This window comes from Leminorella grimontii ATCC 33999 = DSM 5078 (assembly GCF_000439085.1).
GTDB classification, from domain to species: Bacteria; Pseudomonadota; Gammaproteobacteria; order Enterobacterales; family Enterobacteriaceae; genus Leminorella; species Leminorella grimontii.
Genome location: NZ_AUUA01000004.1, coordinates 1 through 24,632 on the forward strand (window position 1 = coordinate 1; position 24,632 = coordinate 24,632).

The window sequence follows — 24,632 nt, forward strand, 5'->3', positions numbered from 1 at the left end:
GGGCTTTATGGGATATCTGAAAGGTAAAAGCAGCCTGATGCTTTATGAGCAGTTTGGAGATCTAAAGTTCAAATATCGCAATCGAGAGTTTTGGTGCCGAGGGTACTATGTAGATACGGTGGGGAAAAATACATCCCGAATACAAGAGTACATAAAGCATCAATTGAAAGAGGATAAAATGGGGGAACAGTTATCGATCCCATATCCAGGCAGCCCGTTTACGGGCCGTAAGTAACCCATAGATGCAAATGTCAGATCGCGATGCGCCTGTTAGGGCGCGGCTGGTAGGAGAGCCTTATAGGCGCATATGAAAAACCTCCGGCTATGCCGGAGGATATTTATTATTATTCTATTTCGTCGTATTGCGCATGCCTGAATAAAAAGCGCGCTACTCTTTTTTCCCGCTATTTAGTAAAATTACCTCAATATACAGCGCGTTTCGCTACCCGACACCTTACGCTTGGTTTCCCATGACGATGATAACGAAAACAAAAGCAAAGACGATTTACTTCGATTTGAAGCATAAGATTTTATCCGGTGAGCTGAAGGCCGACGCCCGTTTGGTTATCCACCAGCTGGCGGGGATGTATGACAGCAGCGATATTCCCGTGAGGGAAGCGCTCAAGGAGCTGGCGGCGGAAGATCTCATCGAGATGAGCCCGCACAAGGGTTCCAGAGTGAAGAAGCTCTCGGTTAAAGACATGCAGGACATGCTGGAAATCCGCAAAACGCTGGAGCCGCTGGCGGCGCGCTTAGCGGCGGAAAACGCCACGCCGGAGCTGGTGGCCGAGTTGGAAGCGGTGTATGAGAAATGCGTAAAAATGGCGGAAGAGCAAAACTACAGCGACTACTCTACCGCTAACCGCGAATTCCATCAGCTTATCGTCGAAGCCAGCGACAACACCTATCTGAAAAAGCTGCTCAGCGAGCTGTTGCGCAACGAGCGGCGCACCAAAACTATCTTTGACCTGTTTCCCGAAGTCGTCAGCGTTTCTCTGGAAGAACACCGTGAGATGATTCGCCTGATTGAGCAAAAGAAGGGAAAAGAGATGGCGGAGCTGATGCTTAAGCACAAGGCCCGTTCTTACGACAAGCTGCACGCCTATTTTTCTAACCTGCTTAAAGAGCAGGAGAACGAGCAGGAAAAGTAAAAGAAAAGGCGGCCAGGCCGCCTTTCTAACCGAACAAACTCAACCTTTCTCTTTCATGATTTCGTCCGCTTTTTCCCTGGCGTTCGCCTTCACGTCGTCATAGCGGCTGTTGCCCTTGCAGTCCATGGTGACGATAAACGGACCGAAGCGCTTGACGTCCATCACCCACATGGCTTCGGGCATGCCGTTTTCCAGCCAGTGCACGGCCTTAACGCGCTTAACGCCTTCGGCTAGCACCACCGCGCAGCCCGGTGCGGCCTGCAAATAGGCCTGCTTGTATTTTTTAAACGCCGCCAGGCTATCGGCCGCCATGCCGCCTTTACCAATGATGAGCTTAACGCCCTGTTGGCCGACAAAGTCGGCGTGCGGCTCCATGCGGATCGAGGTGGTTGGGCCGATGACGCGAAGCTGCCAGCGGCCTTGGTCGTCTTTCACCATCACCGGGCCGGCGTGAAAAATAGCGCCTCCTTGAAGGTTTTCCGGCAGCGGCCGCTGGCTGTCCGCCAGTTCGCGCATGTTAAGGTGGGCCATGTCTCGAGCGGTGCAGACGGTGCCGGTCAGGTAGACCGCGTCGCCGACGCTCAACTGCTCTATCGCCTCATCTGCCAAAGGGAGCGTGAGTTCATAAATAGCCATGATTATTCCTCCACCTGAAAGAGTGATTCACGACGGCCGTCCGGATAAATGCGAACGCCGAAACGCCGGGCGACCCAGCAGTGGAAATTGATGGTGACCGGACAGATAGCGGTGTGAGTTGCCGCATAGGCCATTTTGACCGCCAGCGTCGTGGTTTTTCCTCCGATCCCCGCCGGGCCTACGCCCAGCCTGTTGATATCCTCCAACAGCTCGGTTTCCAGCTGGTCGAGCAGAGGATCGGGATTGTGGTCCAGCCAGTTGCGGGTACTGATGGCTTCGCGGCTCAGCTTGGCGCTGACGTCCATTTGTCCGCCCAGACCGATGCCAATAGCGGACGGAGGGCAGGGGAAGCCGCCTGCGTTAATCACGGTGTCCAATACCAGCCGCTTTAATCCTTCGTAGTTTTTCCCAAGCGTCGCCGGGGTCAGAATTTTTGACACGTTGCCAAGCTCGGCGCCGCATCCTTTCGCGCTCATGATGATTTCTACATATTCCTGATTGGGAACGTGCTGCAGCTCAACGTTAGGGACGCCGAGGCCCGTGCTGTCGCCGGGGTTATGGCGCGTCAGCGGGTGGACGATGCTAGGGCGAATCAATCCCGCTTTAGTGGCTTCGGTCAGCGCTCGGGGGAGATAGCTTAGCAGCGGGTCCATATTAAACGCCTGTCCGAAGCGGATCCAAACGGTAGGAAAACCGGGCGACTGGCAAACCGGCTTATCTTTTTGGGTCGCTTGAGCGACGTTATCGATCATTGTTTCCAGAAAAACCCTGGCTTCCTGATGCGTTTCTTCTCGAGCGGCATTTTTCATCAGGTGGAGCACATCGGGGGAAATCGTCGTACAGGCGCGGTGAAGAAGGTCGTAAACCTCTTCGTAGGTAATGCCCAGTTCTCTCATTTTATTATCCTCTGATTGGCATTGGTTAATCATATATTATATATAATATATAAAATCGCAATGACTTTTCAAACGGGAGAAAGAAGGGGGCAGGTGGTGAAGCCATATGCTTTTTGATTATGAAATATGCCTAACCATTCTTTATTGCCGGACATTCGGATGGATATTCTTACGTAAAACAACCATTCAGGAATCCGTACCGTTATGTTTGACAAGGCAACGTCCGTACCGCTTCTCCCTATACCGCAAGAGCAGCTGACTCAGCTTTCTTCAGCCATCTCGGGCATGACGTCGCAGCAGCTGGCGTGGGTGTCCGGCTATCTTTGGGGAATTGCGGCACAGGGGCAGGAAAGCGCGCAGATTTTACCGTTAACTTCCGCCGTCGGCGCATCGCCACAGGTGACGGTAACCGTGCTTTCCGCTTCGCAGACGGGCAACGCCCGCAGGCTGGCGGCACAGTTGAAAGACGACCTGCAGCAGGCGGGGCTTGCCGTAACGCTGGTTAACGCCGCGGACTACAAGTTTAAGCAGATAGACAAAGAGCGCTTTCTGGTGGTGGTCGCTTCCACTCAGGGGGAGGGGGAACCGCCGGAAGAAGCGATAGCGCTGCACAAGTTTCTGTTCTCTAAAAAAGCGCCGACGCTTGCGAACACCGCGTTCGCCGTTTTTGGCCTGGGCGATCGCAGCTATGAAAACTTTTGCCAGACGGGAAAAGACGTTGACGCGCGCCTTGCCGAACTGGGGGCCGACCGCCTGCTGGAGAGAGTGGACGCCGACGTTGACTATCAGGCGCTGGCGCAGGCGTGGCGCGAAAAGGTGGTTGAACGGCTGAAGCAAGAACTGGGCAACGTTAAATCAACGGCGGCCGTTTCTGCCGTTGCCGCAAGCGGCGTTGAAGAGGCCGAACGCTATAGCCGCGAGCAGCCGCTGGTGGCTTCTCTGAGCGTAAACCAAAAAATCACCGGTCGGGATTCCGAAAAGGACGTCCGCCATATCGAAATTGACCTCGGCGACTCCGGCCTGAGCTACCGCCCCGGCGACGCGCTGGGCGTTTGGTTTCAAAATGACCCTAAGCTGATTGATGCGCTTTTGCAGCCCCTGTCCCTTACCGGAGAAGAGTCTGTTGAGGTCCAGGGGAAAGTGCAGCGGCTTCGGGACGCGCTGACCTATCACTATGAGCTGACGCAAAACGCGCCGTCCGTTGTTGAACGCTATGCCCGACATGCCGACAGCGAGGCGCTCAGCGCCCTGATTAACGATAAGGCGGCGCTTGCGGCCTATGTAGAAACCACGCCGATTGTCGATATGGTAAAGCGAACGCCTGTGCGCATCGCTGCCGCCGATCTGTTGGCGATGCTGCGCCCTCTGACGCCGAGGCTCTATTCCATCGCCTCTTCGCAGGAAGAGGTAGGCAGCGAAGTCCATCTAACGGTCGGCGTAGTGCGCTATCGCGTTGATGATGAAGAGCGCACCGGCGGCGCGTCCGGCTATCTGGCAGACAGGCTGCAGGAAGAGGGCGATATCGCGGTGTTCGTTGAGAAAAACGACAACTTCCGCCTGCCGGACGACCCCAACACGCCGGTGGTAATGATTGGCCCCGGCACCGGCATTGCCCCGTTTCGCGCCTTTATGCAGGAGCGCGAGGCAACCGGCGCCGCGGGCAAAAATTGGCTGCTGTTTGGCAACCCGCACTTTACCTCCGACTTCCTTTATCAGGTGGAGTGGCAGCGCTACGCAAAGAGCGGCCTGCTGACGCGCATTGATCTTGCATGGTCGCGGGACGCCGAGCAAAAGGTTTACGTACAGGACAGGCTGCGCGAGAACGGCGCAGAGCTTTGGCGCTGGCTTCAGGACGGCGCGCACCTTTACGTCTGCGGCGATGCCGGCCGTATGGCGAAGGACGTAGAACAGGCCTTACTGGATATCGCTTCAACCCACGGCAGCCTGACGTCAGAGCAGGCCGACGATTTTTTAACCGAATTGCGCCTTGAGAAGCGCTACCAGCGGGACGTTTACTAATGAGCAATGAACAACGACAGCCCGGCGAGCCTTTGGGGCCGCCATCCGACAACGAACGCCTTAAGCGCGACAGCAACTTGCTGCGCGGCACGATTGCCGAAGATTTAAAGGACGGCCTGACCGGCGGCTTTCGTGGCGACAACTTTCAGCTTATTCGCTTTCACGGCATGTACCAACAGGACGATCGCGACATTCGGGCCGAACGGGCCGAACAGAAGCTTGAGCCGCTGCTAAACGTGATGCTGCGCTGTCGGCTGCCCGGCGGCATCATTACGCCTCAGCAGTGGCTGGGCATCGACCGCTTTGCCGGGGAGGAGACGCTCTACGGCAGTATCCGGCTGACGACGCGGCAAACCTTCCAGTTTCACGGCGTGCTGAAGGGCAAAATTAAGTCCGCGCACCGGATGTTGAGCCAGCTGGGGCTGGACTCTATCGCCACCGCGGGTGACGTAAACCGCAACGTGCTCTGCACCTCTAACCCGGTGCAGTCGGCGCTGCATCAGGAGGCTTACGAGTGGGCGAAGAAAATTTCGGAACACCTGCTGCCGAAAACGCGCGCCTATGCGGAAATCTGGCTGGACGGCGAAAAGCTGGCTACCGAAGAGGAGGAGCCGATACTCGGAGAGACCTACCTGCCGCGCAAGTTTAAAACCAGCGTTGTGATCCCGCCGGATAACGACGTCGACCTGCACGCCAACGATCTCAACTTCGTTGCCGTAGGGGAAAACGGCCGCCTGACAGGGTTTAACGTTCTGGTGGGGGGCGGTCTGGCGATGACCCATGGCGATAAGCAAACTTATCCGCGCAAGGCGTCCGAGTTTGGCTTCATCGCTCTGGAGCATACGTTGGCGATAGCCGAAGCGGTGGTCACTACCCAGCGCGACTGGGGCAATCGCTCCGAACGTAAAAACGCCAAGACCAAATACACCCTTGAGCGCTTCGGCGTTGAGGCGTTTAAGGCCGAAGTGGAGAAGCGTGCGGGCGTGAACTTTGAGCCAACGGTTCCCTACGTCTTCACCCACCGCGGCGATCGCATCGGCTGGATCGAGGGTATCGACGGGCGATGGCATCTGACGCTGTTTATTGAAAACGGCCGCCTGTTGGACTATCCCGGCAAACCGCTAAAAAGCGGCGTAGCCCAAATCGCTAAAGTGCATAAAGGCGACTTCCGCCTGACGGCCAACCAGAACCTGATTGTGGCCGGCGTCGCGCCCGAAGACAAGGCGCTGATTGAAGGAATTGCGCGAGAGCACGGCCTGATTGACGACGGCGTGAGCGAGCAGCGTAAAAACTCCATGGCCTGCGTCGCGTTTCCCACCTGCCCGCTGGCGATGGCGGAGGCGGAGCGCTTTTTGCCGGAGTTTGTTACCCAAATCGAAGCGCTGATGGCAAAGCGCGGGCTTGCCGATGAGCACATCATCCTGCGCGTGACCGGATGCCCCAACGGCTGTGGGCGGGCGATGCTGGCGGAGGTAGGGCTGGTGGGCAAAGCGTTGGATCGCTATAACCTGCATATCGGCGGTAACCGCGAAGGCACGCGCATTCCGCGCATGTACCGCGAGAACCTGACGTCGACGCAGATCCTGGCCGAACTCGACGAGCTGATTGCCCTGTGGGCCAATGGGCGAGAGGCGCAGGAAGGCTTTGGCGACTTTGTCGTTCGCACCGGCGTCGTTAAGCCGGTGATAGATTCTGCTCGCGATTTTTATGACTAAAAGCGTTAGGTGGAGGGCGAAACGATGTTGAATTTAGACTTGGCCTGGTTGAATACCCTCGACCGGGAGCAGCAGCGGGCCGCACTGGCGCAGACTAACCGTCATCTTGAGGGGCTTAGCGCGGAGGCGCGGGTGGCCTGGGCTTTGGAGAATCTTCCCGAGAACAAGGTGCTGTCGTCAAGCTTCGGCATACAGGCGGCGGTCAGCCTGCATCTGGTCACTCGCCTGCGGCCGGATATCCCGGTGATCCTCACCGACACCGGATATCTGTTCCCTGAAACCTATCGCTTTATTGACGAGCTCACTGAACGGCTGGGCCTGAACCTTAAAATCTATCGCGCCGCGACGTCGCCCGCCTGGCAGGAGGAGCGCTACGGCAAGCTGTGGGAGCAGGGCGTTGAGGGCATCGAGCGTTACAACCAGTTAAACAAGGTCGAGCCGATGAACCGGGCGCTGTCCGAGCTGAACGCGTCGGTATGGTTTTCCGGCCTGAGGCGCGAGCAGTCCGGCAGCCGAAGCAGGCTTCCGGTGCTGGCGATTTCCCGCGGCATCTTTAAGCTGCTGCCGATTATTGACTGGGACAATCGGCAGGTTTACCGCTATTTGCAAGAGCACGGCCTGAGCTATCACCCGCTGTGGGAGCAGGGCTATCTGTCGGTCGGCGATACCCACACCAGCCGCAGGTGGGAGCCGGGCATGAGTGAAGAAGAAACGCGCTTTTTCGGCCTGAAGCGGGAGTGCGGGCTGCATGAGGAGTAAGGTCGCTATTTGCCTGTCGGCCTGAGCGTAATGCGTATTTTATCGGGCAGCGAAGGCGCATCTATCGTTACCTGCTGCGATTTAGTAAAAAATTTATAGCTCATATACGCGTCAGGATCGGTGCTGTACAGCGCTCTTTCATAGTCCCGCGCAGAAACAAGCAGCGTGTTGTTTCCCGCATCCGAGCAGGGAGAGATAAACGGGAAAAGTAAAGACAGGTCATATACGGCGGAAAACCTGAATTCGCCCTCTTTGTTCGTTGTGGCCGACGCAGAACAGCTGTTGCTTTCAGTTGAGGTATGTCGGCTAATAACTACGCCGCTAATGGGCCGTTCGGTCACGCTATCTACGACTTTGCCTTCTATTGGGGCTGCGACGTTCGTGAAAAGGCGCCCCGCAAAAATCAGGATGCCAAAAACGGCAAGTAGGTAGAAAAAGCCTTTCTTTTTTATTTTCATCTAGTAGTAATCATCCTCTCGCTGGTGCCGCACGGCCAGAACGGTGACGGCAGCTTCGCTGTCAATCTCAAACAGGGCGACGTAGCCGAATGAGCCAAAGGAAATCAGCTGCTCGCGCAGGAAGGGGGAGCCGTCTGGAGAAACCTTGCGGCAGGTAAAGGGGAAGTCCTGCAATAAGGCTAGCCCTTTGGCTATGGCTTCCTTTGCGCGCTCTGCGGCTTGAGCGTCCCGCTCTGCCAGAAACGCATACAGCCGAAGCAGGTCGTCTCTGGCCTCTTGAGTAAAGCGAACGCGGTAGCTCATTGGCGATGATTATCCCGCGCCTGCTTTAAGATGTCGTCCAGGTCTGTCATGACGGACTCGGCATCGTAGTAAGTTCCGCTGGCCTTAGCGTCGTTTCTAGATGCCATCCCGCGGGCGATAAAGGCGTCCTGCGCTCGCCTTCTGGCGACGTTAAGCTCAATGGACTGTTCGATAAACGCCGACAGGCTTTCGCCTTCGTAAAGTACTTCTTCAACGGCGCGTCGCGCATCGGCGGTGACGCGTACGGGGGGCAAAACGGCGGTTTTGGCGGATGACATAGCGTGCCTCGGCAATGTATTACAAACGTAATGCATTATGTCGCTTTGCTCGATGCTTGTCAAAATGCCGCTGCCGGATTTTAGCTCAAGACGGACGTGCTTTTTGTGTTCATGACGCGGTGCGTATTTGTCCATTTCCCTTGTTCCTGTTCTGCTGGTGTTTAAGCCATAGCGGCGTCAGGCCTGCGCCGTCGCCGTTTTTATGTGGGGAGACGGTAGGGCATAACAAAGGAAAAGTGGACGGGCAGATTTAAAATTTGCGAGACGTCTCCAGAGCGTTTTACCTATGTCGACGTTTTGTTTCATCCCTGTTTTACGTTACGTCGTAGAACGTAAACTTCAGGTTCTCGGTAAAGTCGGTAAATGACAGGAGGCGTTCGTCGGTTTGCCCGTGGGTCCGAATCAGGTTTTCCAACTGACCGATTATTGAAAAGTATTGGGCGTCCTTGTCGTCCATTGCGTCATACGCATGCTGGCTGCATAGCCCTAGCATAAGCGATAAAGCCTGATTGAGGGTGCTGTCGTCGATGCCGTCGCGATAGCCTGGAATATGCTTTGTTGCGTTGGTTAACGCAAAGCCGCAGTAGTTTAGGTCTTCGTCCAGCAGGAAATAGAGGTCGCCTAAAACTTGGGCTTTATAACAACAGCGCGACAAGTCGGTGGCTACGGTCAGCTGATTTGAGTTAAAAGAGAAAAAGGCGCTGTCCTGAAGCTCTACGCTGAACATAAAGTTTTTTATGCTGCGCGAAAGCGCCACGTCGCGCAGGCTGCTAACGTCGATGCATTGGTCTGAAATAGTGATGATGGAAGGGACGGTCAAGCATAGAAAGGCAAGCTTTCCGCTGTCCTTATCGACTAAAAACCAGTCTAACGTATCCAGTTCGCTGAAGTTGGCGCTGCCCGACAGGGTTTGGATGTCTTCTTCCAGTTCGTAGAGAGAGTTGTACTTGCCCCTCATAGAAACATCGAACCCGCTGGGATCCCATAGTGCAGCTTTCATTGGCAAATATCCCGAAACACAACGCGAGCAAGGGTTCCCGCCATCCCCCCTATGCCAATTGAAACGGCGCTAAAGAAAAGGTAGATCCATCCGACAACCTTCAGCCCCTCTACTCCCGAAAAATCGACCGCGACGCCCATTTCTCCCTGAATCAAATGTATTAACGACAGCAGTCCGCTTAGCAGAAGGATATATCCCAGGCTGATTAATAGCGGCGCGTGGGCGCGTCGAAAGTAGGCTAAAAACGACGCGCTGGCCGGGAGGAGCCAAAAAAGGGTTAAGAGTATGTTGCGGCTAATGTGGACTCGGTTATACACATAGTCTTGAAAAAGGGATGAGGACCAAAGCAGGAAGCCGCTTATTACGATTATCGTAACGCCGAAGGCAACGTTTTTTCGCGTTGTCATGGTGACAGTCCTTGTCGCTAATTTGTTTCTTTGGATTCTATCTTACACACCTTCCACATCTCTTTATAAGGAACCAGCGTTACCTTCAGGCGCTTTGCGGGATACTCAACGCCGCCGAGCGTGATGTCGACCTGCGCCTTTTCCGGCGTTTGGTTTATCGGCGCGCTTTTAACGTGCTGCCAGTCGTCAAGCACGTCCTGAGATTTGGTAAAGTAGTTTCCTTCATCGTCGCCCAGATATTGAATGCGGTAGAGCTGATCCCAAAAGTTGGCCGTGACGTAGTTAAGGATGTCCTCGCCGCCCTCCGCCTCTTTTTCGGCGAGCTCCATCGACATATACCAGCGGTAGAATGCTTCGGCCGCTTCCTGCGGCGACTGCTTGACGGTTTTCTCCGGGCGGGTATCGTTTTCCGTACTGCACGGATCTTTAGCGCCAATGAGGGCGACGTCGGAGATTTTCCACCGCTGTTCCTGCTGCCTGAGCGTAACGGCCAGCGTTTCTATTGGGGTAGATACGCCCTGAAAGCCGATCTCCACCGTAAGCAGGGCGCTATCGCCGTCAATTGTTTCTGATTTGACGTCAACCCGGTTCCAGCTGTCGTCCCAGTATCCGACCTTAAGAAAGTAGTCGATATCGGTTGATTGATGAGGCTTATCCAGACTCTTTTGCTGTTGTTCTATCAACGAAGGAGCAAGCAGCCCATCGAGCGTGCTGCGATTCTCCGGCTTAAACACCGTCTCTCCGTCGTAGAGATACCAGCTGTAGAAGTTTTGGACTATCTGCGCAGGCGGTAGCGCGGGGGAACTTTGGGCTGAGGTAGTAAATAACCAGAACGCGCCAGCAAAAAAAAGGCGGGAAATAAAGGCGGAAAAATGAAGTTTCATGGTGTGCTCTTTAGCTATACGGCGTAAGCCTGACGCCATTCTAATAAAATAATGTGACTATTTCCCTCGTTTTGTTGTGTATGATTTCTTCAATTCAAATGATAACGATGACGGAGTTCGTCAATGAATCAGCGGCTGCTTTCTCTTTTCGTTGGCGGCGCCTTTTGGGCGCTTGCCGCGTTTGCTTCGGCCCAACCTACGCTCGCCGAGCTGGAAAAGCAGGCTGCCGAAGGAAGCGTCGAAGCGATGTTTCGCCTCGGGCAAGCCTATGATGAGGGGCAAGGCGTTTTACAGGACTACCCTCGAGCGCTTGACTGGTATTACAAGGCGGCAGACAGAGGAAACGTTGACGCGCTTTATCGGCTAGGCGTTATGTTTGAGAAGGGCCTGGGCGTGCCCCAAAACTATCCGCAGGCGATGATGTGGTACGAACAGGCTGCGAAGCTCGGCAGCGCCGACGCGCAGTTTACGCTCGGCATGATGTACGACTTTGGCCGCGGGCTGCCGAAAAACTACCGTAAGGCGCGGGAGTTCTACCAGCAGGCGGCCGAGCAGGGGCATGCGATGGCGCAGTTCAACCTGGCGTCTATCTACGATAACGCTCAGGGCGTTCCGCAGGATTTTGCCGTCGCCGCAAAGTGGTACCAAAAGGCCGCTGAACAGGGCGTTTGGGAAGCCCAGTTTAACCTGGCCGGGCTCTATTTTTACGGCGAGGGCGTAGCGCAGGATTACGTTCAGTCCTACGCCTGGTACTCGGCAGCGGAAGCGGTTATCGGCTATAGCGAAGCGAAGGTGAAGCAGTTGGAGATAGCGCAAAAGCTGAGCCCGCAGGACGTCGAACGAGCAAAAGCGCGGGCGAGCGACTATGTGGAAAAATATGCAAGGGTGAGAAAGTAGCAATACGCGCGGGGAATTACCCGCGCGTATTCTTCCTCACTTCCAAAATGTCCACGCAAACATCGTAATCACCGCAATACTCACCAAATTTAACCAGAAGCCGACCTTGATCATGTCCATCTGCCGGAAAAAGCCGGAGCCGAACACGATAGCGTTAGGCGGCGTCGCTACCGGCAGCATGAAGGCACAGGATGCGCCAAAGCCAATGATGAGCGTCAGCGCGGCCGGGGGCATACCCAGCGCTTCGGCGACGGTGGCAAATACCGGTACCAGCAGCGCGGCGCTGGCAGTGTTGCTGGTAAACTCGGTCAGAAAGATAATCAGCGTCGCCACGGCCAGCATGATGATAAACCAGTGGCTGGCGCCAAACAGATCGGCAATGCCGTTCGCCATCACCACGCTTGCGCCGGAGTCTTTCAGAATGGCGCTCAGCGTTAGCCCGCCGCCGAACAGAATCAGCACGCCCCATTCCGTATTTTCCTGGATCTGCTTCCAGTTCGCCACGCCGCTGACGCTGATAAGCACCGCAGCGCCAACGGCGATAAGCGAATCGAACTGAGAAACGCCGCCGAGCGCCTTGCTGATTTGGGCGCTGAATATCCAGCATACGACCGTCAGAGCAAAGATCGCCATCGCTAACAGGCGAGGCTGCGTCCATTCGATTTCCTCACGCTTTATTTCAACTTTATGCGACAGGTTGGGGCGAAGGATAAGCCACAGCAGGCCGATCATCACCGGCATCAGTATCAGCATGATGGGAATGCCGTATTTCATCCAGGTGAAGAAGTCCAGGCCGAGCGCCGCAGCCGCTATCGCGTTTGGCGGGCTGCCGACGATGGTGCCGAAGCCGCCGATGCTGGCGCTGTAGGCAATACCCAGCAGGAGGAAAATAAAGGTCCGGCGATCTTTTTCCGGGTCAAGGCTGGTCAGAATGCCCAGCGCCAGCGGCAGCATCATGGCGGCGGTGGCGGTGTTGCTTATCCACATCGACAGCAGTGCAGTGACGCCAAACAGCATCAGCACCGCGACGTTAAGCCTCCCTTTAGCCAGCATCAGTACGCGGTTGGCAATCAGCCGGTCGATGCCCTGAATGTGGAGCGCGGTGGCCAACGCAAAGCCGCCGAAGAAAAGAAAGATGATGGGGTTAGAAAAAGACTTCAGCGCGCCGTCCGCGTTAAGCAGGCCGAAGGCGACCGCCATTAGCGGGATAAGCAGCGCGGTAATGGTGATGTGGATAGCTTCCGTCAGCCACAGCACGCCGATAAAGCACATCAGCGCCAATCCGAGATTGGCCTTTTCGTTAAAGGGAAGGGTATTGAGCAAAATAATCAACAGCACAATATCCACGGCGAGAATCGCCAGGCCGCGGGCAGACGGCGGCGTCGTAATGGCGGGGGTTAGCGGTGTCGTCTCCATAGCGTCCTCCTGTGTATACAAAATGTTTCATTTGTTAACTCCAAGTAAAATTAAGCACGGAAAAGCGTTGGAGGAAATGTTTAAGGTATAAAAGTGAGAGGTGACACCATTCAATAAGTCAGATTTATTGTTTAAATGCTGGTCATGTATCTGTTTTAAATTTTGGAAAAAATTAATTTATTTTGTGTTTATTCCATTTTGATTGTTTTTTGATCTCTTTGCATATTTCAGTTAATGCGTGTGCGCCCCTGTGGGGCTAAAGGCAAAAAGCGCTCTGAGCAAAATTTCTTATCCCCCTTCATTCCATCCCGCTATATCAAATTCCTTTTCATCATTTCATTCCTTTTTCCCCTCTCTCTATAGTCGAGCTATCGCTTTGTTAATGAACGGAAGGTCAACGTGGACTATTTACCCCTGTTTGCCGATTTGCACCACCGCCCCGTGCTGGTGGTGGGCGCAGGCGAGGTGGCGGCGCGCAAGGTCAGCCTGCTGCTTGACGCCGGCGCTGAAGTCGCCGTGGTTGCCCAAAGGCTGGGGAAAGAGATTGCTCAGCGGCTGGATGAAGGGCAGATACGCTGGCTGGCCGTTGAATTTGAGGCCGAGCAGCTTGACGACGTGTTTCTCGTCATCGCGGCGACCGACGACGCGCTTTTAAACGCCCGCGTGTTTCAGGCTGCCAACCAGCGCCGCAGGCTGGTTAACGTGGTGGACGACCCCAACCGCTGCTCGTTTATTTTTCCTTCTATTATCGACCGTTCGCCGCTGGTGGTGGCGGTGTCTTCCGGCGGCAAAGCGCCGGTGCTGGCGCGGCTTCTGCGCGAAAAATTAGAGGCATTGCTTCCGGAAAGCCTGGGGCTTTGCGCTGACATTGCGGGCCGCTGGCGCGATCGGGTGAAAAAACGGCTGTCGTCAGTCTCTGAACGCCGCCGCTTTTGGGAGCGCCTGTTCAACGGGCGTTTTACCTCGCTGGTGGAAGCGCATCGCTTGGAAGAAGCCGAAGCCGAGCTTGCCGACACCCTTGCCGGGCACGTTTCTTCGGGGGGCGAAGTCACGCTGGTCGGCGCCGGGCCGGGCGATGCCGGGCTTTTGACGCTAAACGGCCTGCGGGCGATACAGCAGGCGGACGTCGTACTGTACGACTCGCTGGTGACGGAGGACATCCTCAATTTAATACGCCGTGACGCCGAACGCATCAGCGTCGGCAAGCGTGCTGGTGCGCACAGCGTGGCTCAAGAAGAAACCAATCGGCTGTTGGTGGAATTGGCGAAGAAGGGTAAGCGAGTCGTCAGGTTGAAGGGCGGCGATCCATTTATTTTTGGCCGCGGCGGCGAAGAGCTTGAAACGCTGGTCGAGGCAGGTATTCCCTATCGGGTCGTTCCTGGGGTAACGGCGGCCGCTGGCGCCGCTGCTTATGCCGGGATCCCTCTGACCCATCGAGAGCACGCGCAGAGCGTCACCCTGATTACTGGCCACGCTCAGGCGGGCGCTCAGGGGCTGGACTGGGGACAGCTGGCGCAGGGGAAACAAACCCTGGCGGTGTATATGGGCACGCTGAAGGCGGGAGATATACAGAAGCGGCTGATAGAAAACGGGCGCGAGCCATCGACGCCGGTAGCGGTGATTGGCCGTGGCACGCGCGCCGATCAGCAGGTGCTGAGCGGTAGCCTGGGGGATCTTGAGATGCTGGCGAAGCGCGCCCCGACGCCGGCGCTGCTGGTGATTGGCGAAGTGGCGGCCCTGCACGCGAAGCTTGGCTGGTTTGGCGAACGGTCAGCGGGTGAGGATATTCAACGCCCCGCGCTCGCGGCCGTCGGCAGTAAATAACAGAGGATAGATAAGGTGAACGAAAAACGGTTGACCCACCTGCGCCAGCTTGAGGCGGAGAGTATTCACATCATTCGCGAAGTCGCGGCCGAGTTTTCCAATCCGGTCATGCTTTATTCCATCGGCAAAGACTCTTCGGTGATGCTGCATTTAGCGCGCAAGGCCTTTTATCCCGGTCGGCTGCCGTTTCCTCTGCTGCACGTCGACACCGGCTGGAAGTTTCGGGAGATGTATCGGTTTCGCGATGAAACGGCCAAGAAGTTCGGCTTGGAGCTGCTGGTTCACCGCAACCCGGACGGCGTGGCGATGGGGATTAATCCCTTCGTGCACGGCAGCAGTAAGCATACCGACATCATGAAAACCGAAGGGCTCAAGCAGGCGCTGAATAAATACGGCTTTGACGCCGCGTTCGGCGGGGCCAGGCGTGATGAAGAGGCCTCCCGCGCGAAGGAGCGGATCTATTCGTTTCGCGACGGCCACCACAGGTGGGACCCCAAAAACCAGCGGCCCGAGCTTTGGCGCAACTATAACGGCCAGATAGACAAAGGCGAAAGCATCCGCGTATTTCCCCTTTCCAACTGGACCGAGCTGGACATTTGGCAGTACATCTTTTTAGAAAATATCGACATCGTGCCGCTGTATCTGGCCAAAGAGCGGCCGATTCTGGAGCGAGACGGCATGCTGATGATGGTGGACGACGACCGGATCGACCTTAAGCCGGGCGAGGTGATTGCTCAGCGCAAAGTCCGCTTCAGAACGCTGGGCTGTTGGCCTCTGACCGGCGCCGTGGAGTCCGAGGCGACAACGCTGCCTTCGATCATCGAAGAGATGCTAGTGTCGACCACCAGCGAGCGTCAGGGGCGAGTGATCGACCGCGACAAGGCGGGATCGATGGAGCTGAAAAAACGCCAGGGCTATTTCTAAGGGGAACCCATGAGCACGACAACATCTTCTATTAACGACGCGGTAGCGAAGCAGATTGCCGCGCAGGGCGGCGTGGAAGCCTATCTCTATGCGCAACAGCACAAGGGGCTGCTGCGTTTTTTGACCTGCGGCAGCGTCGACGACGGTAAAAGCACGCTGATTGGCCGACTGCTGCATGATACCCGGCAGATCTATCAAGATCAGCTAAATACGCTGCACAGCGACAGTCGCCGCATCGGTACCGCCGGGGAAAAGCTGGATCTGGCGCTGCTGGTGGACGGCCTGCAGGCCGAGCGCGAGCAGGGCATCACCATTGACGTGGCCTACCGCTATTTTTCCACCGAAAGGCGAAAGTTCATCATCGCCGACACGCCGGGGCACGAGCAGTACACCCGCAATATGGCGACCGGCGCGTCGACCTGCGACGTGGCTATCGTGCTGATTGACGCCCGCAAAGGCGTATTGGATCAGACCCGTCGTCACAGCTTTATCGCTACGCTGTTGGGCATTCGCCACCTGATTGTGGCGGTCAATAAAATGGATCTGGTGGACTACCGGCAGTCGAGGTTTGAGGAAATTTGCAGCCAGTATCTGAGCTTCGCCGAACGCCTGCCGGGTGCGGCGACCTTTAGCTTTGTCCCGATCTCCGCGTTGGACGGCGATAACGTGGTTGAGGCCGGGGAACATATGCCCTGGTATGAGGGCGACACCCTGCTGGCGCAGCTGGAAACCGTAGACGTTGAGCGCGACGGGGCCGACGCGCCGCTGCGCTTTCCCGTGCAGTACGTTAACCGGCCTAACCTGGACTTTCGCGGCTACGCCGGCACTATTGCGTCCGGCACGGTGCAGGTAGGGCAGGCGGTTCGAGCGCTGCCGTCCGGCGTGGTGAGCCGCATCAAGTCTATCGTCACCTTTGACGGCGAGCTGGCGAAAGCCTCCGCCGGGGAGGCGGTGACGCTGGTGCTGGAAGACGAAGTGGACGTGAGCCGAGGCGATCTGCTGGTTGCCGAAGACGACGCTGCCCTACAGGCCGTTTGGGGCGCGGAGGTCGACGTCGTCTGGATGACGGAAGCGCCGCTGACGCCGGGCCATCGTTACGACATCAAGCTGGCCGGTAAAAAAAGCCGGGCGCACGTCGAGCGCATCGCCTATCAGTACGACATCAATACCCTTGAGCAGCGAGACTCGCGGGCTCTGGCGCTAAACGCCATCGGTACCGTCAGCGTCGCGTTTGACGAGCCGCTTTTATTAGACCGCTATGAAACCTGCCGGGAAACCGGAAGCTTTATCTTTATCGATCCGCTGACCAACGTCACCGTCGGCGCGGGGCTGGTGCGCACGCCGGGGATCGCTTCCGCCCCTTCGTTGGTTGAGTCGTCTAACGACCGAGAGTTTGAAAAGGCGCTCAACGCCCTGATCCGTCGCCACTACCCGCACTGGCACGCGCGCGACATCAGCGGGGAAGGGTAGCGAAATGGCCGATAACATCGTCTGGCACGCTTACGCCGTATCTAGGCAGGACCGCGAGGGGCTTAACGGCCACCTCGGCGCGCTGGTCTGGCTGACCGGGCTGTCTGGCTCGGGCAAGTCGACTATTGCCGGGGCGCTTGAACAGGCGCTGCACCAGCTGAGGGTGAGAACCTACCTGCTGGACGGCGACAACCTGCGCCACGGCCTGTGTCGTGATTTAGGGTTTTCCGAGCGGGACCGGCAGGAGAACATTCGCCGCGTCGGCGAAGCTGCAGCACTGATGGTCGACGCCGGGCTGGTGGCGATCGCGGCCTTTATTTCGCCCTACCGTCAGGATCGGGCGGAGATTGCCGAAAGGCTGCCGGAAGGGCGGTTTATTGAAGTGTTTGTCGATACGCCCTTGGAAGAGTGCGAGCGCCGCGACCCGAAGGGCCTCTACCAAAGGGCGCGCCGGGGCGAAATCCCTCAGTTTACCGGCATCGATCTGCCGTACGAACCGCCGCTAGAGCCAGCTGTGCGTCTCGACGGCCAAAGGCCGGTGGAAGAACTGGTGGCGCAGCTGGTGGCTGCGCTGCGGGAGCGGGGGATTGTTGGAGCGAATAGGTAAGAAAGTAGAAAGCAGGCTGACGCGCAGCGGCTTTTGTCAGCATGTTGGCAGTAAGCGGAGAGGATGAACCGCTGCTGTCGGACTGAGTGCCAGCAGTTATCTCACTATTTATTTGATTATTAATGATAAAGATGAAATTTTTCCACCGGAATGTTTGACCCTATGGCTAAAATAAAACCGTTCCGGTAGATTAAGGGAGAACGTTAGGCGTGATATTTTTTTCTATAGTGATTAATGGGTTAGCGTTCTTTAAAAATAGGGATATGCTGGTGGACTTTATTGGTGGATAAAACATTTTTAAAATCAATTGGATAGTTTTAGAGAGTTCCCCGCGCCAGCGGGGATAAACCGTAACGCGATACAGCAGAGATCGAGCCAAACGCGAGTTCCCCGCGCCAGCGGGGATAAACCGTCAGCCACCCAGGCATAAGCATCTTCGCCTGGGAGTTCCCCGCGCCAGCGGGGATAAACCGTAGATCCGGGTTGATAATGCTTCAGTGCTGGAGAGTTCCCCGCGCCAGCGGGGATAAACCGGGATGCAATGGATTGCAGAACGCTACGCCTCTGAGTTCCCCGCGCCAGCGGGGATAAACCGGACTGATAACCACTCTACAGAAGCGTAGAAATGAGTTCCCCGCGCCAGCGGGGATAAACCGAAACCGGGTATACTAAGTTCACGTTCATGCGCGAGTTCCCCGCGCCAGCGGGGATAAACCGTGTTCACATCAGTAACGCTGTGTTTCGCGGTAGAGTTCCCCGCGCCAGCGGGGATAAACCGCTGAACGTCGAAGCCGGCCTCTGTGGCCGCATGAGTTCCCCGCGCCAGCGGGGATAAACCGAATGTATATATATTATTTATAGGCAGAAGTCAGAGTTCCCCGCGCCAGCGGGGATAAACCGCCAGGATCATGCGACAATTCCAGCGCAGTTGCGAGTTCCCCGCGCCAGCGGGGATAAACCGGGCAAAAAGCCGGTGAAGATGTTCCGCCGCCTGAGTTCCCCGCGCCAGCGGGGATAAACCGTCCGTTAACGATCAAGACCCGGTGATGTCAATGAGTTCCCCGCGCCAGCGGGGATAAACCGGTCACGCGGTAGCCGCGATCGGCGGTCCATAAGAGTTCCCCGCGTTAGCGGGGATAAACCGCGGCCTTCCGCTTTCCAATAGGGATATTATACGAGTTCCCCGCGCTAGCGGGGATAAACCGGCAGAACGTCGCGAATTGATGCGTCGGCATGGCGAGTTCCCCGCGTCAGCGGGGATAATAAACCCCAAATTATTTTTCTGACTCAATACCGCGCCGATCCAGCTCTCTGCGTAGTAACCGTTTAATCCAGCCAGCCTTATTGTCATCGCCATCTTCTTTCATGGCGATAGTCAGCCTTTCCGATAAATCAGCATCTAGGCGAAGTTGCACGACGTATCGCTCTTTTTGATGTTCGTTGGTTGACATTGGTTATCACTCATGTATATTTTGTTTGCTGGTTTTAAATGTACATCAATGTATAGCAATCAGTAAAGCAACGCCTCGGAGTGCTGGAACACATCCGAGGCGTCTAACCACAACATTAATAGGAGTAATGCTATGGCTACCGCCAATGGTATCACGCACGCACATCCAAATCTCTACACTTTCCTGAACGTCCGTTCCAACTGCCCGCTCTGTGAAATTCAGCAGCTGATTTCCATATCGGCCACAACGGAGGCCGAAGCTCGTCGCCTGTTGGCCAGTCTCCCTCTGGTGTCCGTCTCCTGTAAACCGCAGGAGGTGCATCATGCTGCCTGAAGCTAACCTGCTTTCTTCTGAGCTGGCGGACGTCATTCGCAAACTGGATCTTTCGCACCTAAGCGCTGAGGACGTTCTACAGCTGGCGGACAGCAGTGAAGAGTGCTGCGCCGGGCTGTGTCACGGCCTGTCTTTTCTGGGGAACGCGCTCGTTTCTTTTGCCGATAAAAACGTGCTGGAGTTTTCGGCACAAAGCCTGTGCCAGCTGGGGCATGGCCTGTCGGCCTCAGCGATGCTGATCCCGGCGCTGTTGCAGCTTCAAAAGAGCGCTGAACTGCAAATGAGCAAGGCGGATTGCGAAGAAGGGTAATCTTTGGGCTTCCCCGCGAGAGTGGGGAATATGTGAGCGAGAATGTTCAGGCCGGAGGGCGTTTACGACGCATCCGGCACTAACCGAATCACATCCGCATCCCGACCGCCAGCCGGTTAAAGCAGTTCATCAGGCCGACAGCGAAAGTTAAATCGCTGATTTCTCGGGCGCTGAAATGCTCGAGCAGCGGCAGGTAAACCTCATCTTCGGCATGCGTTCTGGCAATATCCGTCACCGATTCCGCCCACGCCAGTGCGGCCTGCTCTTGCGCGCTAAAGTGATGGCTAACCCGCCAGCCTGCCAGGGCGTCCAGTTTGCTCTGCTCAACGCCGGATTTACGCAGCGCTTTGCTGTGCATCTCCAGACAAAACGCGCAGCCGTTGATTTGCGAGATGCGCAGAAAAATCAGTTCCATCAGCGTGGTATCCAGGGCGCCATTCTCCAGTGCTTTCTTTGCCTGCCCAAGGGCGCTGTAGACTTCAGGGCTGAGTTCATAATAGGGCTGACGTAACGTAGTCATAGTGTTCCTCCTAATTTGGATGCCCCGCAGTGTAGCGCTATAATGGACTGCAAAAGAGAACCATATTTTGACTAAAAAAGCAGACCATATGCCGCACTATCAGCAAATCGCCCGTCAGCTAAAAACGGCCATTGAACAAGGCGAACTCAAGCCCGGCGCCAGGCTGCCTTCCAGCCGCACCTGGTCGCAGGAGCTGGGCGTCTCGCGCTCGACGGTTGAAAATGCCTACGCCGAGCTGGTGGCGCAAGGCTGGTTGGAACGACGCGGTCAGGCCGGAACCTTTGTCAGCGGGCAACTGCATCCGCAGCAAACGCCAACTATCCCCGTCGCTTTCGCCGGGGAAAGCCAGACGCCGCAGCCGTTCCAGATGGGGCTACCGGCGCTGGATCTCTTCCCGCGCGAGATCTGGGCGCGGGTGATGGGGCGGCGCTTACGCACCCAGACGCGATTCGAACTGGCGCTGGGCGACGTCTGCGGTGAAGCCGCGCTGCGCGAGGCTATTGTGAGCTACCTGCGGGTGTCGCGCAGCATCGAGTGCTTGCCGGAGCAGGTGTTTATTACCTCCGGATACGCTTCTTCAATGATGCTAATCTTACGCTCGCTGGCGCAGGCGGGTGATGGAATGTGGATGGAGGATCCCGGCTTCCCGCTTATCCGGCCCGTTATCGAGCGGGAAGGCATTCACCTGCTGCCGGTGGCGGTTGACAGGGATGGGCTGAACGTCTCCGCTGGAATACGCGATTACTCGGATGCCCGCTTTGCGCTCCTCACGCCAGCGCACCAAAGCCCGCTTGGGACGGCGCTGTCGTTAACCCGACGGCATCAGTTGCTGGAGTGGGCTGATAACGCCAAGGCATGGATTGTCGAAGATGATTACGACAGCGAATTCCGCTATCGAGGCAAGCCGTTGCCGCCGCTGAAAAGCCTGGATGCCCCACAGCGGGTGATTTATGCCGGAACGTTCAGCAAATCACTCTTTCCTGCATTACGTACCGCATGGCTAGTGGTGCCGGTGAATCAGGTTGCTCGTTTTCGAGAGCAGGCCGCGTTGAGCGCCTGTACCGTGCCGGTGCTATGGCAGCTGACGCTGGCTGACTTTATTCGCGACGGCCATTTCTGGCGGCATCTGAAAAAGATGCGTCAGCATTATGCCGAGCGCAGGCAGTGGATTGCGCAGGCGCTAACGGAGCAAGGGTTTCAGGTAGCGCCACAGGACGGCGGCATACAGCTGGTTATTATGGTGGAAGGGGATGATACCGCTATGGTGAGCAAAGCCAATCACGCAGGGCTGGCGGTACAAGCGCTCAGCCGCTGGCGAATGGAGCCAACGGGGCAGGGGGGAATGTTGCTCTCCTTCACTAACATCATTAGTGCAGAGATGGCGCAGCAGGTTGCTCGACGGCTTCGGCAGGCCGTCATATAGGAGCCGCGCGTTTATGGACTTTTCTGGACGCGTTGTTAATACTGAATCAGGTACGAGAAGCCTGCTGTAAAAGATAACGAGGACAGACTATGTATTTACGACCTGACGAGGTGGCGCGCGTTCTTGAAAAAGTGGGATTTACCGTAGATATGGTGACACAGAAAGCCTATGGCTATCGGCGTGGTGAAGACTATGTCTACGTTAATCGCGAAGCGCGCATGGGGCGTACCGCTCTGGTGATCCACCCGACGCTGAAAGAGCGCAGTTTATTGCTGGCAGAACCGTCCTCCGAAATTAAAACCTGCGATCATTATCAACATTTCCCGCGCTGTTTGGCCGGACTGACTCACGAACATTACGGTATTCCGCACGGATTTAGCTCGCGCATGGCGCTTGAGCGTTATTTATACGGACTTTTTGGCGCAGCGTAAGAGGCTATTTGCGATGTCATTAATGTGAGAAAAAGGCTGAAATGAGTTTCAGCCTTTTTGTGTAATAAAAACAGAGCGCCATTTCACCGCTTTGTTACCTGCATCAATATTTTCCGCGCCTTTTTGCCCATAATGCTTCAATCTTATTTTTAGGCCCCAAAAGGAACGTCCATGGCCGACTGGAACCCTTCGCTTTACCTGCAGTTTGAATCCGAAAGAACCCGCCCCGCCGAAGAGCTGCTGGCGCGCATTTTTCATCCGTCCCCTCGCTACATCAGCGACTTAGGCTGCGGGCCGGGCAACAGCACCGAGCTGCTGCACCGCCGCTACCCGACGGCGCAGACCACCGGCGTCGACAGCTCCAAAGCGATGCTGGAAAAAGCGGCAAAGCGCCTGCCCGGCTGTCATTTTGTCGAGGCGGATATCGGCGCCTGGCGGCCCGACGTCCCGCAGGACGTCATCTACGCTAACGCCTCCTTGCAGTGGGTGCCGCACCATGAGGTTTTGATGCCTCATCTGTTGGACCAGCTTGCCGACGGCGGCGTGCTGGCGTTCCAGGTACCGGACAACCTGCTGCAGCCTTCCCACGCGCTGATGTGCAAAGTGGCGCTAGAAGGGGAGTGGAAGGGGAGGTACGGAGAAGACGCGCTGAGCCGCAAAAAGTTGTTAACCACGGAAGAGTACTACGACCTGATGGCCAGCCGCGGCTGCCGAGTGGACGTCTGGCGAACGACGTTCTACCACGTGATGCCTTCGGTTGCGGCCATCGTCGAGTGGGTTAAATCGACCGGCCTAAGGCCTTTCCTTAATCCGCTGAACGAAGAAGAGCAGGCGCTTTTCATTCAGCGCTATTTGGCCGAACTAACTCAAGCCTACGGCGTGCGCAGCGACGGCAGCGTGCTGCTGGCGTTCCCTCGTTTGTTTGTGGTGGCGAGTAAGGTGGCTTAGAAATGGCGGATACGGCGTACTTGCGGTAGTGAGAAGTGGATCGCTGTGAGTGGGGATGAACCGTCCGATAACGTCGAGGCTACGTCGCAAACAGGAATTCCCCGCGCTGGCGGGGATAAACCGCAGTGGAAAGAGCTGGGAGCGATGGCCGGTGTCTGTTCCCCGCGTCAGCGGGGATAAACCGGTGTCTTTGTGTAAACAAAAGTCTTCCATCAGGAGTTCCCCGCGCTAGCGGGGATAAACCGTGGCAGATAGACAACGACGAGCAGGTTTACGTGCGTATGCGGCCTCAAAATCAGCTCATCGTTAAAGCGTTAAAAGATGGCCGTTGACCGCCGGATAGTCGGCCCCCAGATTCCCAACAGCGTCACTCACTTAGGCTTGAACAAACAACAATCTCAATCGGCGGGCGGGGCCCTTCAGGCCCCACTCACAAAGCTAATACCGCCGCTCTCCCGGCCGAGCACCATGGTGATATAAGCACGGCGCCTTTTCGGCCGGAATATTCTCCGAAGCCGATTTAACCGGCCCGTCGTCAATCCCCATGCCTTCAGCGTTTACTTATCTGATCAAACACCCCATCAGTAGCAAAGTGCGTCTTCTGAGCCTTCTGCCAGCCGCCAAACACCCGGTCAACGGTAAACAGCGTCAGCGACGGGAAAGTCGCGGCGTACTTTTTCAACACCTCAGGATCGCGAGGCCGGTAGTAGTTTTTGGCGGCGATTTCCTGCCCCTCTTTTGAATACAGATACTTCAAATAGGCGGTCGCCACCTCGCGGTTGCCGTTTTTATCCACCACGCTGTCGACCACGGAGACGGTCGGCTCCGCCAGAATAGAAACGCTGGGCGTAATGATTTCAAACTGATCTTTTCCCAACTGCTCGACGGCTAGCAGCGCTTCGTTTTCCCATGCGATCAGTACGTCGCCGATGCCGCGCTCAACGAAGGTGGTGGTAGAGCCGCGCGCGCCGGTATCGAGCACCTGCACGTTGTCATACAGCGCTTTGACGAACTGCTGCGCCTTTTGCTCATCGTTGTTGTTGTGCTGTAGCGCGTATCCCCAAGCGGCCAAGTAGTTCCAGCGCGCACCGCCGGAAGTTTTCGGGTTAGGGGTGACGACGTTAAGGCCGGGCTTAATGAGATCGTTCCAGTCGTGGATCTGCTTAGGGTTGCCCTTACGGACTAAAAAGACGATGGTGGACGTATAGGGCGCGGAGTTGTCCGGCAGGCGGGTAATCCAGTCTTTGGCAAGCTTGTCGCGCTCGGCGATGGCGTCTACATCGTAAGCCAGCGCCAGCGTGACGACGTCGGCAGAAATACCGTTAATCACTGAAGAGGCCTGCTTGCCCGAGCCGCCGTGAGACTGCCTGACGGTAACGACGTCGCCGGTTTTGTCTTTCCAATAGCTGGCGAAAGCCTGGTTATACTGCTGGTAGAATTCGCGAGTGGGATCGTAAGATACGTTAAGAAGCTGAACGTCTTTTGCCAGAACGCTTGTGCTGGCCAGCAGAAACAGAGCGCCGAGTTGCCATTTTTGCATGGGTGTAGCCTCACGGTAGTTAGTTATAAATA

At 56.3% G+C, this 24,632-nt stretch carries 27 protein-coding genes and 1 CRISPR repeat array; of the genes, 15 read left to right on the top strand and 12 right to left on the bottom strand.

Features of this window, described 5'->3' with window-relative positions:
* Both G544_RS0109135 and G544_RS20275 read left to right on the top strand, forming a co-directional pair.
* Positions 1 to 235: IS200/IS605 family transposase (locus tag G544_RS0109135; protein ID WP_027273464.1), on the top strand; the 235-nt coding region annotated here is incomplete at its 5' end.
* Positions 236 to 470: 235 nt separating this feature from the next.
* The gene (locus G544_RS20275; protein WP_051155666.1) at positions 471 to 1,151 is read left to right on the top strand and encodes a GntR family transcriptional regulator; all 681 of its coding nucleotides are present in this window, start codon (positions 471 to 473) and stop codon (positions 1,149 to 1,151) included.
* Positions 1,152 to 1,190: 39 nt separating this feature from the next.
* On the opposite strand, the gene G544_RS0109145 is transcribed toward G544_RS20275, so the two are convergent.
* Both G544_RS0109145 and G544_RS0109150 read right to left on the bottom strand, forming a co-directional pair.
* Positions 1,191 to 1,787: a FumA C-terminus/TtdB family hydratase beta subunit gene (locus G544_RS0109145; protein ID WP_027274317.1), complete on the bottom strand. Its 597-nt coding sequence runs from the start codon at positions 1,785 to 1,787 to the stop codon at positions 1,191 to 1,193.
* A 2-nt stretch (positions 1,788 to 1,789) separates the two neighbouring features.
* On the bottom strand, positions 1,790 to 2,683 hold the full coding sequence (locus tag G544_RS0109150; RefSeq protein ID WP_027274318.1) for a fumarate hydratase: 894 nt from the start codon (positions 2,681 to 2,683) through the stop codon (positions 1,790 to 1,792).
* Between the two features lie 204 nt (positions 2,684 to 2,887).
* On the opposite strand from G544_RS0109150, the gene cysJ reads away from it, so the two are divergent.
* From cysJ to G544_RS0109165, 3 genes are read left to right on the top strand one after another with little or no spacing between them, the layout of a single operon-like run.
* Complete coding sequence (gene cysJ, locus G544_RS0109155; protein WP_027274319.1) at positions 2,888 to 4,702, top strand: NADPH-dependent assimilatory sulfite reductase flavoprotein subunit; 1,815 nt, start codon at positions 2,888 to 2,890, stop codon at positions 4,700 to 4,702.
* Positions 4,702 to 6,417 carry an assimilatory sulfite reductase (NADPH) hemoprotein subunit gene (cysI, locus tag G544_RS0109160; RefSeq protein WP_027274320.1) on the top strand — a complete coding sequence of 572 codons (1,716 nt, stop codon included), beginning with the start codon at positions 4,702 to 4,704 and terminating at the stop codon, positions 6,415 to 6,417. Before cysJ ends, cysI begins: the two co-directional genes overlap by 1 nt.
* A 24-nt stretch (positions 6,418 to 6,441) precedes the next feature.
* Entirely contained in the window at positions 6,442 to 7,176 is a 735-nt protein-coding gene (locus G544_RS0109165) for a phosphoadenylyl-sulfate reductase (RefSeq protein ID WP_027274321.1), read from the top strand.
* A 5-nt stretch (positions 7,177 to 7,181) separates the two neighbouring features.
* Here G544_RS0109165 and G544_RS0109170 read toward each other — a convergent pair whose 3' ends face one another.
* The 6 genes from G544_RS0109170 to G544_RS0109195 all read right to left on the bottom strand — a co-directional run bounded on the left by G544_RS0109170 (position 7,182) and on the right by G544_RS0109195 (position 10,506).
* On the bottom strand, positions 7,182 to 7,634 hold the full coding sequence (locus G544_RS0109170; protein ID WP_027274322.1) for a peptidase associated/transthyretin-like domain-containing protein: 453 nt from the start codon (positions 7,632 to 7,634) through the stop codon (positions 7,182 to 7,184).
* Complete coding sequence (locus G544_RS0109175; RefSeq protein WP_027274323.1) at positions 7,635 to 7,937, bottom strand: type II toxin-antitoxin system RelE/ParE family toxin; 303 nt, start codon at positions 7,935 to 7,937, stop codon at positions 7,635 to 7,637.
* Positions 7,934 to 8,215, bottom strand: coding sequence for a YlcI/YnfO family protein (locus G544_RS0109180; protein WP_036023800.1), 282 nt, complete (start codon positions 8,213 to 8,215; stop codon positions 7,934 to 7,936). Before G544_RS0109180 ends, G544_RS0109175 begins: the two co-directional genes overlap by 4 nt.
* Positions 8,216 to 8,528: 313 nt before the next feature.
* Entirely contained in the window at positions 8,529 to 9,215 is a 687-nt protein-coding gene (locus G544_RS0109185) for a hypothetical protein (RefSeq protein ID WP_027274325.1), read from the bottom strand.
* The gene (locus G544_RS0109190; RefSeq protein WP_027274326.1) at positions 9,212 to 9,622 is read right to left on the bottom strand and encodes a hypothetical protein; all 411 of its coding nucleotides are present in this window, start codon (positions 9,620 to 9,622) and stop codon (positions 9,212 to 9,214) included. Before G544_RS0109190 ends, G544_RS0109185 begins: the two co-directional genes overlap by 4 nt.
* 17 nt (positions 9,623 to 9,639) lie before the next feature.
* Positions 9,640 to 10,506, bottom strand: coding sequence for a DUF3828 domain-containing protein (locus tag G544_RS0109195; RefSeq protein ID WP_027274327.1), 867 nt, complete (start codon positions 10,504 to 10,506; stop codon positions 9,640 to 9,642).
* Between the two features lie 123 nt (positions 10,507 to 10,629).
* On the opposite strand from G544_RS0109195, the gene G544_RS20280 reads away from it, so the two are divergent.
* Positions 10,630 to 11,403, top strand: coding sequence for a tetratricopeptide repeat protein (locus G544_RS20280; RefSeq protein WP_036023754.1), 774 nt, complete (start codon positions 10,630 to 10,632; stop codon positions 11,401 to 11,403).
* A 36-nt stretch (positions 11,404 to 11,439) separates the two neighbouring features.
* On the opposite strand, the gene G544_RS0109205 is transcribed toward G544_RS20280, so the two are convergent.
* A complete protein-coding gene (locus G544_RS0109205; RefSeq protein WP_027274328.1) occupies positions 11,440 to 12,819 on the bottom strand; it encodes an SLC13 family permease in 1,380 nt (459 codons plus the stop codon).
* A gap of 399 nt (positions 12,820 to 13,218) precedes the next feature.
* Here G544_RS0109205 and cysG point away from each other — a divergent pair, with 399 nt between their 5' ends.
* Genes cysG through cysC form a run of 4 tightly spaced genes read left to right on the top strand, consistent with a single transcriptional unit; the run spans position 13,219 to position 17,644 of the window.
* Positions 13,219 to 14,643, top strand: coding sequence for a siroheme synthase CysG (gene cysG / locus G544_RS0109210; protein WP_027274329.1), 1,425 nt, complete (start codon positions 13,219 to 13,221; stop codon positions 14,641 to 14,643).
* Positions 14,644 to 14,658: 15 nt separating this feature from the next.
* Positions 14,659 to 15,567: a sulfate adenylyltransferase subunit CysD gene (gene cysD, locus G544_RS0109215; protein WP_027274330.1), complete on the top strand. Its 909-nt coding sequence runs from the start codon at positions 14,659 to 14,661 to the stop codon at positions 15,565 to 15,567.
* A gap of 30 nt (positions 15,568 to 15,597) precedes the next feature.
* Positions 15,598 to 17,037: a sulfate adenylyltransferase subunit CysN gene (gene cysN / locus G544_RS0109220; protein ID WP_027274331.1), complete on the top strand. Its 1,440-nt coding sequence runs from the start codon at positions 15,598 to 15,600 to the stop codon at positions 17,035 to 17,037.
* A 4-nt stretch (positions 17,038 to 17,041) separates the two neighbouring features.
* A complete protein-coding gene (gene cysC, locus G544_RS0109225) occupies positions 17,042 to 17,644 on the top strand; it encodes an adenylyl-sulfate kinase (RefSeq protein ID WP_027274332.1) in 603 nt (200 codons plus the stop codon).
* 322 nt (positions 17,645 to 17,966) lie between these two features.
* A CRISPR array of direct repeats spans positions 17,967 to 18,911; the repeat unit is 29 nt; unit sequence GAGTTCCCCGCGCCAGCGGGGATAAACCG.
* A gap of 7 nt (positions 18,912 to 18,918) precedes the next feature.
* Here cysC and G544_RS22360 read toward each other — a convergent pair.
* Positions 18,919 to 19,095, bottom strand: coding sequence for a hypothetical protein (locus tag G544_RS22360; RefSeq protein ID WP_166792012.1), 177 nt, complete (start codon positions 19,093 to 19,095; stop codon positions 18,919 to 18,921).
* Between the two features lie 132 nt (positions 19,096 to 19,227).
* Between G544_RS22360 and G544_RS0109235 the strand changes: the two genes are divergently transcribed.
* A complete protein-coding gene (locus G544_RS0109235; RefSeq protein WP_027274333.1) occupies positions 19,228 to 19,428 on the top strand; it encodes a hypothetical protein in 201 nt (66 codons plus the stop codon).
* On the top strand, positions 19,418 to 19,738 hold the full coding sequence (locus G544_RS0109240; protein WP_027274334.1) for a hypothetical protein: 321 nt from the start codon (positions 19,418 to 19,420) through the stop codon (positions 19,736 to 19,738). The genes G544_RS0109235 and G544_RS0109240 overlap by 11 nt, the downstream gene beginning before the upstream one ends.
* 88 nt (positions 19,739 to 19,826) lie before the next feature.
* On the opposite strand, the gene G544_RS0109245 is transcribed toward G544_RS0109240, so the two are convergent.
* A complete protein-coding gene (locus G544_RS0109245; RefSeq protein WP_027274335.1) occupies positions 19,827 to 20,258 on the bottom strand; it encodes a carboxymuconolactone decarboxylase family protein in 432 nt (143 codons plus the stop codon).
* A gap of 88 nt (positions 20,259 to 20,346) precedes the next feature.
* Here G544_RS0109245 and pdxR point away from each other — a divergent pair, with 88 nt between their 5' ends.
* The 3 genes from pdxR to tam all read left to right on the top strand — a co-directional run bounded on the left by pdxR (position 20,347) and on the right by tam (position 23,060).
* Positions 20,347 to 21,681, top strand: coding sequence for a MocR-like pyridoxine biosynthesis transcription factor PdxR (gene pdxR, locus G544_RS0109250; protein WP_027274336.1), 1,335 nt, complete (start codon positions 20,347 to 20,349; stop codon positions 21,679 to 21,681).
* An 89-nt stretch (positions 21,682 to 21,770) separates the two neighbouring features.
* Entirely contained in the window at positions 21,771 to 22,112 is a 342-nt protein-coding gene (locus G544_RS0109255) for a DUF2002 family protein (RefSeq protein ID WP_027274337.1), read from the top strand.
* Between the two features lie 171 nt (positions 22,113 to 22,283).
* Positions 22,284 to 23,060 (top strand): trans-aconitate 2-methyltransferase, encoded by a 777-nt coding sequence (gene tam, locus G544_RS0109260; RefSeq protein ID WP_027274338.1) that lies wholly within the window; start codon positions 22,284 to 22,286, stop codon positions 23,058 to 23,060.
* Between the two features lie 550 nt (positions 23,061 to 23,610).
* Here tam and G544_RS0109270 read toward each other — a convergent pair.
* Positions 23,611 to 24,600, bottom strand: a complete 990-nt coding sequence (locus G544_RS0109270; RefSeq protein WP_027274339.1) for a sulfate ABC transporter substrate-binding protein — start codon at positions 24,598 to 24,600, stop codon at positions 23,611 to 23,613.
* Between the last annotated feature and the right edge of the window lie 32 nt (positions 24,601 to 24,632).